Source organism: Arthrobacter liuii, assembly GCF_014639275.1.
Classification (GTDB): domain Bacteria; phylum Actinomycetota; class Actinomycetes; order Actinomycetales; family Micrococcaceae; genus Arthrobacter; species Arthrobacter liuii.
This window is the reverse complement of record NZ_BMFW01000094.1, coordinates 1-549: the sequence shown is the minus strand read 5'-3', so window position 1 is coordinate 549 and position 549 is coordinate 1. Positions and strand designations below refer to the sequence as shown.

The window sequence follows — 549 nt, the reverse complement described above, 5'->3', positions numbered from 1 at the left end:
CGGCGCCATTCACCCCGGGGGATGTGGAGAACCAGATCTCCGCCGGCCTGTCCGGAGCCCTTGTCATTGGGGACACCCGCGCTGGTTTGCCCGAGCCCCTGCAGAACGTCGACACCCACACGCTGGTCTTCAAAGACATTCAGACCGACTCTTCGGGTGCGGTTGTCCAGAACACCAAGAGCACGTCTATCGATTCGAATGCCGCCACCACCCGCCTCGTCAACGGCCAGCTCAAGCCTGTCCTGTCAATGCATCCGGGTGAAACCCAGCTCTGGCGGCTGGTCAACGCCGGCGCTGACATCTTCTACAAGCTCCAGCTCGACGGCTACCAATTCACCGTGATCGCCGAGGACGGGACCGCCTACCCCCAAAGCGCAGCGGCCGGTGAGCTCCTGCTTCCGCCGGGCAAGCGCTTCGACGTGCTCGTCACCGCAGGCCCGGCAGGAACCACATCGCTGCGCACGCTCGCCTACAGCAACGGACCTCAGGGCGACTCCTACCCCGACACGGCGCTCATGGACCTCAAAATCACCGGAGACGGCGTTTCCG

General features: G+C 64.3%; 1 protein-coding gene. It reads left to right on the top strand.

Going from position 1 to position 549, the window contains the following annotated elements; translation table 11 throughout:
- A partial coding sequence (locus IEW19_RS23245; RefSeq protein ID WP_505592656.1) for a cupredoxin domain-containing protein occupies positions 1-549 on the top strand: 549 nt, incomplete at both ends.